Origin of the sequence: Arthrobacter sp. 2YAF22_2 (genome assembly GCF_052114645.1) — a bacterium.
Taxonomy (GTDB): Bacteria; Actinomycetota; Actinomycetes; order Actinomycetales; family Micrococcaceae; genus Arthrobacter.
Map to the genome: position 1 here is coordinate 1 of NZ_JBFRFD010000137.1, position 7,614 is coordinate 7,614.

General features: G+C 68.6%; 9 protein-coding genes. 4 read left to right on the plus strand and 5 right to left on the minus strand.

Translation table 11 applies throughout. The features are described 5' to 3' along the window. Positions 1 to 754 (plus strand): MBL fold metallo-hydrolase (locus tag AB4Y86_RS07675; RefSeq protein WP_441401571.1); only part of this gene is annotated, 754 nt, incomplete at its 5' end. A gap of 81 nt (positions 755 to 835) precedes the next feature. Here the strand turns inward: AB4Y86_RS07675 and AB4Y86_RS07680 are convergent. Then, entirely contained in the window at positions 836 to 1,069 is a 234-nt protein-coding gene (locus AB4Y86_RS07680) for a hypothetical protein (RefSeq protein WP_441401573.1), read from the minus strand. 202 nt (positions 1,070 to 1,271) lie between these two features. On the opposite strand from AB4Y86_RS07680, the gene AB4Y86_RS07685 reads away from it, so the two are divergent. Then, positions 1,272 to 1,868: a J-domain-containing protein gene (locus tag AB4Y86_RS07685; protein ID WP_441401575.1), complete on the plus strand. Its 597-nt coding sequence runs from the start codon at positions 1,272 to 1,274 to the stop codon at positions 1,866 to 1,868. Between the two features lie 10 nt (positions 1,869 to 1,878). Here the strand turns inward: AB4Y86_RS07685 and arfB are convergent, their stop codons facing one another. Then, the gene (arfB, locus tag AB4Y86_RS07690) at positions 1,879 to 2,301 is read right to left on the minus strand and encodes an alternative ribosome rescue aminoacyl-tRNA hydrolase ArfB (RefSeq protein WP_441401577.1); all 423 of its coding nucleotides are present in this window, start codon (positions 2,299 to 2,301) and stop codon (positions 1,879 to 1,881) included. 163 nt (positions 2,302 to 2,464) lie between these two features. Here arfB and AB4Y86_RS07695 point away from each other — a divergent pair, with 163 nt between their 5' ends. Beyond that, positions 2,465 to 3,271: a DUF4386 family protein gene (locus AB4Y86_RS07695; protein ID WP_441401579.1), complete on the plus strand. Its 807-nt coding sequence runs from the start codon at positions 2,465 to 2,467 to the stop codon at positions 3,269 to 3,271. An 89-nt stretch (positions 3,272 to 3,360) separates the two neighbouring features. Here the strand turns inward: AB4Y86_RS07695 and AB4Y86_RS07700 are convergent, their stop codons facing one another. The 3 genes from AB4Y86_RS07700 to AB4Y86_RS07710 are packed head-to-tail and all read right to left on the minus strand — an operon-like array spanning position 3,361 to position 6,277. Continuing rightward, on the minus strand, positions 3,361 to 4,002 hold the full coding sequence (locus tag AB4Y86_RS07700; protein WP_441401581.1) for an NADPH-dependent F420 reductase: 642 nt from the start codon (positions 4,000 to 4,002) through the stop codon (positions 3,361 to 3,363). Positions 4,003 to 4,050: 48 nt separating this feature from the next. Beyond that, positions 4,051 to 4,368, minus strand: coding sequence for a DUF6221 family protein (locus tag AB4Y86_RS07705; RefSeq protein WP_441401583.1), 318 nt, complete (start codon positions 4,366 to 4,368; stop codon positions 4,051 to 4,053). A gap of 34 nt (positions 4,369 to 4,402) precedes the next feature. Then, entirely contained in the window at positions 4,403 to 6,277 is a 1,875-nt protein-coding gene (locus tag AB4Y86_RS07710) for a Na+/H+ antiporter (RefSeq protein ID WP_441401584.1), read from the minus strand. A 214-nt stretch (positions 6,278 to 6,491) separates the two neighbouring features. Here AB4Y86_RS07710 and AB4Y86_RS07715 point away from each other — a divergent pair, with 214 nt between their 5' ends. Next, on the plus strand, positions 6,492 to 7,532 hold the full coding sequence (locus tag AB4Y86_RS07715; RefSeq protein WP_441401586.1) for an LLM class flavin-dependent oxidoreductase: 1,041 nt from the start codon (positions 6,492 to 6,494) through the stop codon (positions 7,530 to 7,532). The last annotated feature ends 82 nt before the right edge of the window (positions 7,533 to 7,614 follow it).

The following is a 7,614-nucleotide window of genomic DNA, read 5'->3' on the forward strand; positions in this document are numbered from 1 at the left end:
GAACATGGCGGTCAACTACGAGGCACCGTTCATGTTCCTGCTGTTCGGCAACACCCGGGCGGTGCTGATCGACACCGGCGCCACGGCGTCCGCGGAGTTCTTCCCGCTGCGGCGCGTGGTGGACGGGCTGATTGACGCGTGGTTGGCCGAGCATCCCCGGGACGGTTATGGGCTGCTGGTCCTGCACACGCATCCGCACGGCGACCATGTTGCAGGGGATGCCCAGTTTGCAGGCCAGCCGGACACTCTGCTGGTGGACGCCGGGCGGCGTAGCGCGTGGGAGTTTTTCGGCTTCAGCGACGACGACGGCGGTGCTGCCGCCGGCGTCGCCGACGAGGTGCAGGCGGCCCCGGTGGACCTGGGCGGACGGGTCCTGGAGTGCTGGCCGAGCCCGGGCCATCACAGGGACGCTGTCACGTTCTATGACGCCTACACCGGAATCCTGCTCACCGGAGACACTGTTTACCCCGGCCGCCTCTACATCCACGACTGGCCGGCGTTTGTCCGCACTGTCGATCGGATTGTCGGGTTCTGCGCCACGCACCCCGTCACCCATGTCCTGGGCTGCCACATCGAGATGTCCGGGGAGCCCGGCGCCGACTACCCGATCTACACCACCTACCAGCCTGACGAACCGCCGCTGCAGATGAGAGTGGATCAAGTTCGGGAGCTCCGCCGCGCCGTCGACGTCGTGGCCGGTCGCCCCGGACGGCATGTATTCCCCGGCTTCATCCTCTGCGTCGACGAGGACTGATAGCCCACGAGATGGCAGGTCGCCGCAGTTTCTTCGCCAAACACCGCCGCGAACTGTCCTCTCGACGCGGTGGCGAGGGCCCTAGTGAACCGCGACGCTCTCCGCTTCGGCCGGTCCGACGAAGTTGCATGCACCCGGATGGCGCACGGGCAGGGTGCAGGTGCGTCCGCTGGGCAGGTGGACGTTGCCGCAGCGACCGGCCATGGCCACGTCCTCCCGCACATGCGTGACGTGCGTGCTGCTCATGTCCAGAGATGACTCTCCAGCGTTGGCGGGCTGGGGGCTTCCGGACGGACCGAAATCTTGACTGTTCACGGTTGTGGCTCCTCAGGATTTGCGGATGCTGGCACTAACGCTGTGTTTATCGAAGGTCTCCAGACTCGCACGGGCGGGTTAACAACGCGTTACGCGAGTGTTAGCTTCCGGTCTCGATGCGCCCGCCCCTGTTGCCGCTGTCCGGATGCTGCGCATACTGGAAGACAGGGTGGAGGCTCCGGCAGCGGAAGGGTGGTAGCTGATGAGCAGCGGGGGAGGCTCGGCGTTCCGGCGCCGGGTGGAACGGGCGTCCGAGTTGCGCTCCATCCGGGCCAGCGGCAGCACGGTCCAGGAGAATGACCAGCTCAGCGCCGCGGAGGAGGAACTCCGGCAAAGGCGCGCCCGGGTAGACGACGCCGCCAAGGCCGAATACCTCGTCCGCGATGCCATGGCCCAAGGAAAGTTCGACAACCTGAAGTACGCCGGCAAGCCCATCCCCGGGCTCGGCGAGGTCTATGACCCGGACTGGTGGGTGAAAGGACTGCTGCAGCGCGAGAACATTACCGGCCTCGGCCCGACGGCGATCCTGCTCCGCACCGAAGACGCCGATCTCGATGGCCGCCTTGATACCCAGTTCTCGGAGCAGCAGGTGCGGGACATCCTGGCGGACTTCAATGCCCGCGTGATCGACGCCCGACGGCAACTCCAAGGCGGACCGCCGGTCATTACCAAGACCCGTGACGTCGACGCCGAGGTGGCCCGCTGGCGCGAACGCCGGGGCGCCGAGTCGGACGGTGCGGTCCCGCCCGCACCGGAGTCAAAGCCACCCTGGTGGCGGCGGCTTTGGGCGCGGGTCTAGACGAGCCTCGTTACTCGGCAGCCGGCCGCCTGCGCTGCCGTTTGGTCGCCGCCCGCTGTTCCTTAGCGACGCGGTGCCGGCGGCTCGAGCCCCGGGTGGGTTTGGTCGCCCGGCGGCGGGCCGGCTCGGGGGCAAGAGACTCGGCCACGAGCTCGGCGAGCTTGGCCAGGGCGATGTCTCGGTTGCGCAGCTGGGAGCGCTGCTCGGACGAGGTCACGGTGAGCACCCCGGCAATCAGGCGCCGGCCGAGGCGCGTGAGGAGTATCAGCCGCTGGCCCTCCGACAAGGCTGCCGAGCCTTCGACGTTCCACGAGAGCTCGACGCGGCTGTCCGTGGTGTTGACGTGTTGACCGCCGGGCCCGGATGACCGCGAGAACCGCCAGCCCAGTTCGGACGAGGGGATCGTGAGCGCGGGCGACACCTCGAGATCCATGAACCAAGCGTCGCACGACATTGGGGCCGACGGCATTGGGCCTTTGCAGCCGCAACATCCTGTGGTCCCTCGGCCGCAACCGGCGTAGCCTGCGCTTAGGCATATATGTGGGGCAGGAGCGCACACGGCGCACCTTGGCGTCGGCGCGAAGCGGGTGGTGTCCATGAGGAAGCTCGGAACCGAAAGCGGTCCGGATCCGCGGGCGGTGGAGTCGGCCGCTGCGGGGCGGCCGCCAGCTCTCCGTGCACAGTTGCGCCTGGCCGCCGGCTTGGCCTTCGCCGGGTTCGTCGTAGCTGTGGTCGCCGGGTTGTTCCACGCGGATTCGGCCAACGCGAATGACCACACGGCCACGTTTGCCGAGTACGCCCGCAGCAGCATCTGGACCGTGGTCCACCTGGGACAGTTCGTCGGCATGGCACTGCTGATCTCCGGGCTGCTGGTCCTGTTGGCAGCACTGAAAGCGGCGGACGGAGCCGCGGACAAGGCTGCGGACGGGACCCTGGCCTGGACGGCCCGGTTTGCCGCGGCCGCCGTCGCCGCCGTCGCCGCGCTGGCACTGTACGCAGTGCTTCAGGCCGTCGACGGAGTTGCCCTCAAACATGCGGTGGACGCCTGGGCTGCCGCCGCGGAACCGGAGAAGGGCGCCCGGTTTGCTACCGCCGAGGGCATCCGGTGGCTGGAGTGGGGCATGCGCAGCTACCAAAGCTTCCTGCTGGGCGCGGCCCTGCTCCTGACCGGCGCCGTGGTGGTCCGCGCGGCCCGGGTACCCCGGGTGATCGGCTGTCTCATGGCGCTCGCCGGCCTGGCGTACCTCGTCCAGGGCTGGATCATCGGCTCCGAGGGCTTCTCCCCGGCGAACACCATCCCGACGCTGGCGGGGATCGTCCTGATCCTGGTGTGGTCCGTGTGGCTGCTGGTCAGCGTCTGGTCAGCCAAGGGTGCGCCGGCCCTGGCCGGAGCGCCCGGGTAGGGACTGGGCTGCACTCGAGGTGGCAGTCCGCGGCAGTGTCCGACGCGAACACTGCCGTGAACTGCCCACTCGGCGCGTCGATCAGGTGCTCAGATGGTGCGGGGCGCCTTGGCCAGGTTCTCCTGCAGTTCGGCGGCATTCTGGCGTGCAATGTAGGCGGGGCGGTCACGTTCCGCGCGCCAGCTCTCGGACAGCGGGCCGGCGTTGACCGTATCGAAGCCAAACTCGTCGTAGAGCTTCGTGACCAGCTCTGCCGCCTCCGGGAAATCGCTTGCCGTGGCCAGTGCGCGGCGGTTTTCCGTGCCGGTGGGGGCGCCATCGGTGGTGATGTCGTGATACATGATGTGGTTGAAGCCCTTGGCAACTTTGGATTTTGGCAGGTGCTCCTGCAGCAGCCCCGAGGTGGTGGTCTCGCCGTTGTCCAGCGCCGGGATCCGCCCGTCGCGCTCCCAGTAGTAGTTGTTCGTGTCAATCACGATCTTGCCCGCCAGCGGCTCGGCCGGGATGTCTTTGATGTTTTTCAGCGGGACGGTGACGACGGCGAAATCGCCGGCCGCTGCGGCCTCGGCCGCGGTGGCCGCGCGGGCGTGCGGCCCCAATTCCGCGACCAGTTCCGCCAGCGTTTCCGGCCCCCGCGAGTTGCTGATCACGACGTCGTAGCCGACTTGGACCGCCTTCCGGGCCACTTGGCTGCCAATACGTCCTGCACCGATGATTCCGATTGTTGTCATACCGGGCCCAACAGCGTTCCGGCCGAGGATATTTCAGGGCCGGCCCGGTCAGGGACGCAGCCAGCCCTGCTCGAAGTCCGGGTGGTCGAAATAGGGCAACGCCAAGGCCTGCAGCGAGCGCTCCATCCAGTCCAGCGACCGCGGCGCCCAGTGCGACTCCCCGAGGGAGTCGCTGACCATGGCAGTCAGTGCGGACTGCCGGGCCGCTTCGACGACGCCGATCAGCCTCCGCTTGGCCTCGCATTCGAGCAGCAGGCGCTGTTCGTACCATTCGCCCGACTTGGAGACGGTCCGGTCGCTGAGCAGGGTCCGGGCGGCGGCCTCGTCCTCGGAAATGCGCTCGGACAGGAACTCAACAATGTCCACAAACCGAGGGTACGCGCGGCAGCGGCCCTTGGCATCACCCCAGCAGGTCGTCCTCGTAGCACCAGCGCCAATCCTCGCCGGGCTCGACGCTCCGCATCACCGGGTGGCCGGTCGCCTCGAAGTGCCTGGAGGCGTGTGTCCCGGGCGAGGAATCGCAGCAGCCCACATTCCCGCACGCCAGGCACATCCTGAGGTGGACCGGCGTCGTGCCTTCCCGGCGGCAGTCCCCGCAGAAGGGTTCGCGCGGGACCTCCGGGTCCGGCGCGGACTCGAGGTGGCCACACACCCCGCCCGGCGTCGCGATCCCTTCCCCGCCGCCCTCGCCGGTGGCGTCCAGCTCCTCCAGCGAGATGTCCAGCATGGACTCTTCAACGTCCAGCCGGTCCAAGACCTCGCTCAGGACCTCGTGGGCATATACGCCGCCGCGGCGCAGCTCCAGCACCTTGGCCCGTTCCGCGTCCAGCATGGCCAGTCGGAGCTGGGCGTAGCGCTGGCTGGGGGTCGCGGCCTCCGCCGTCGGCCGGCCGAGCCGCTCCCAGGCGGCCAGTCCGCGCTCCTGGGTGCGCCGCTTGAGCATCGCCACGACCTCCGGCGGGTCGTTGTCGGTGCGCAGTTCCTGCAGCCGCTGCACCCCGGCGGCGGTCGCCAGCTGCATCAGGGACGCCTGGTTCAGGGCGTCCTCGCGCTGGTCCGGGCCCTGCAACCGGAGCCAACGGACCAGCGACGGCAAGGTGAAACCCTGCAGCGTCAGTGTCCCGCCGACCACCACCAATGCGGCCAGGATCAACACCGGTCGATGCTCCAGGCCCACCGGCAGCACCAGCACCGCCGCGAGGGTCACCACGCCCCGCATTCCGGCCCAGGACACGATGGCGGCGAACTGCCACGGCGGCGCCGGATCGTTCCGCTGCACGGCCGGGATCAGCCGGGGCAGGTACGTTGCAGGGAACACCCACACCGGCCGCAGCAGTAGCACGGCCAGCAGGATCACCGCGCAGCCGGCCCAGATCCGGCCGGCGCCTAGCGAATCATCCTGGACGCCGTTGATGATGGTGCGGACCTGCAGCCCGATCAACAGGAACACGGAGTTCTCCAGCAGGAACTGTACGGTGTTCCAGTTGCTGCGCTGGCTCAGCCGGGCGGCGCCGTTGGGCATGGACGGCGCCTTGGTGCCCATCACCAGCCCGGCGACGACGACGGCGAGGACACCCGAGGCGTGGATCGCCTCGGCCGGGAGGTAGGCGACGAACGGTGCCACCAGCGACGTCGAGGTGTTGATCGCGACGTTCCGGATCCGCTTCCGGAGCGCGGTCAGCACGTACGCGGCGGCCAGGCCCACCACCAGGCCGCCGCCGGCCGCGAGCAGGAACCCGCCGGCGATCCCGGCCGCGGACACGGAACCGGCCAACGCGGCGATGGCGGCGCGGAGGCAGACCAGGGCGGTGGCGTCGTTGACCAGGGACTCACCCTCCAGGATGGTGACGATCCGGCGGGGCATGCCCACTTTCCGGGCAATGGCGGTCGCAGCAACAGCGTCCGGCGGGGCCACGACGGCGCCCAGGGCGATCGCGGCGGCGAGCGGGATTTCCGGGAACAGCCACCAGACGACGAAGCCTACCGCGAGCGTTCCGAAGATGACGTAGCCCACCGAGAGCAGCGAGATCGCACGTCGGTTGGAGCGGAAGTCGAAGAGCGAGGTCCGCAGGGCGGCGGCGTAGAGCAGCGGCGGCAGCAGCCCTACCAGGACCAGCTCCGGGTTCAAATCCACGGGCGGGACAAAGGGTAGGAACGATCCCGCGACGCCGATTAGGACGAGCAGCAGTGGGACGGAAATGTTGAGTTTCCGGCCCACGGCGCTGCCGGCACAGACGACGGCCACGAGAACCAGCAATCCGAGTGCGAGTTCCATGACGCCATTCTCTCAGGCCTGTCCCGCGGGCGGGGCTTGCGGCAGGCGCTCTCTATCCGGCCACCGTTTCGACGGTTCCCTGCCCGCTCGACGGTTCCAAGCGGCGAGTGGGCAGGGAACCGTCGAGTGGGGCGCCACGGGCCGACAGGTCCACGGACTTGGGACCACCGATCCGCGGCGGAATGAAACTCGATACTTGAATGTTCAATGAAGTATGGACTTTGGCATTTTTACCTTTGGCGAACTTACCCGCAACATCAGCACCGGCAGTGCGTTCTCCCCGCAGCAGCGGTTGAAGGAGATCATCGAGCTGGCGAAACTGGCCGATCAGGCGGGCCTGAGCTTCCTCGGGCTGGGGGAGCACCACCGACGGGACTTTGCCCTCTCGGCCCCGGAAATCGTCCTGGCCGCGATCGCCCGGGAGACCAAGAACCTACGCCTAGGCACCGCCGTCACGGTGCTCTCCACGCAGGACCCAGTGCGCCTCTTCGAGCAGTTTGCCACGCTGGACCTGATCTCCGACGGGCGCGCCGAAATCATCGTGGGGCGGGGTGCCTTCGTCGAGTCCTACCCGCTCTTCGGCCACAAGCTGGAGGACTACGATGCCCTCTTCGATGAGAAGCTGCGGATGCTGCTGGAACTGCGCGACCACGCCGTCGTGGACTGGCAGGGCCGCCTGACCCAGAGCCTGGCCGGGCTGGACATCGTCCCCCGGCCGGTGCAGGACAAACTGCCCGTCTGGGTAGGCGTCGGCGGGACGCCGGCGAGCTTCGCCCGGGCGGGGCGGTTGGGCCTGCCGTTGTTCGTCGCACTGCTGTCCGGGCCCGCACGGTTCCAGCGCCTCGTGGAGCTCTACCGCCAGAGCGCCGCCGACGCCGGCCACGACGCCGCCGGACTGCCGGTGGGGGTCGGCGGCCACTTCTACGCGGCGCCCACCTCGCAACAGGCCCGCGACACCTTCTACCCGCACTACCGCGGATACTTCGAGCAGAACATGCCGCGCCCGCTTGATCACTTCCCGCGCTCCACCTTCGACGAATGGACTGAGCCGGGCGGCGGCCTCTTGGTGGGAAGCCCCCAGCAGATCACCGAGAAGCTGCTGGAGATCCACGCAACTCTCGGCAACAGTCGGTACATGGCCCAGATCGGGCTCGGCGGCCTGTCGTTTGCCGAGACCGTGCGCTCCATCGAACTGCTGGCCACCGAAATCATGCCCGCCGTGAACCGCGAAATAGGCGCTCCCCGGCCTGCCTGACCGGCGGACTTCTGCAGGCCGCGCGCGGTCACGGCCACTCACGCGCCGCTGGCCACGTCCAGGTCTGCGGGCACCGTACTCC

Excerpts from the sequence above, each read along its gene's own strand:
- AB4Y86_RS07685 (WP_441401575.1), top strand. The coding sequence starts at position 1,272 with ATGAGCAGCGGGGGAGGCTCGGCGTTCCGGCGCCGGGTGGAACGGGCG.
- arfB (WP_441401577.1), bottom strand. The coding sequence starts at position 2,301 with ATGGATCTCGAGGTGTCGCCCGCGCTCACGATCCCCTCGTCCGAACTG.
- AB4Y86_RS07695 (WP_441401579.1), top strand. The coding sequence starts at position 2,465 with ATGAGGAAGCTCGGAACCGAAAGCGGTCCGGATCCGCGGGCGGTGGAG.
- AB4Y86_RS07700 (WP_441401581.1), bottom strand. The coding sequence starts at position 4,002 with ATGACAACAATCGGAATCATCGGTGCAGGACGTATTGGCAGCCAAGTG.
- AB4Y86_RS07710 (WP_441401584.1), bottom strand. The coding sequence starts at position 6,277 with ATGGAACTCGCACTCGGATTGCTGGTTCTCGTGGCCGTCGTCTGTGCC.
- AB4Y86_RS07715 (WP_441401586.1), top strand. The coding sequence starts at position 6,492 with ATGGACTTTGGCATTTTTACCTTTGGCGAACTTACCCGCAACATCAGC.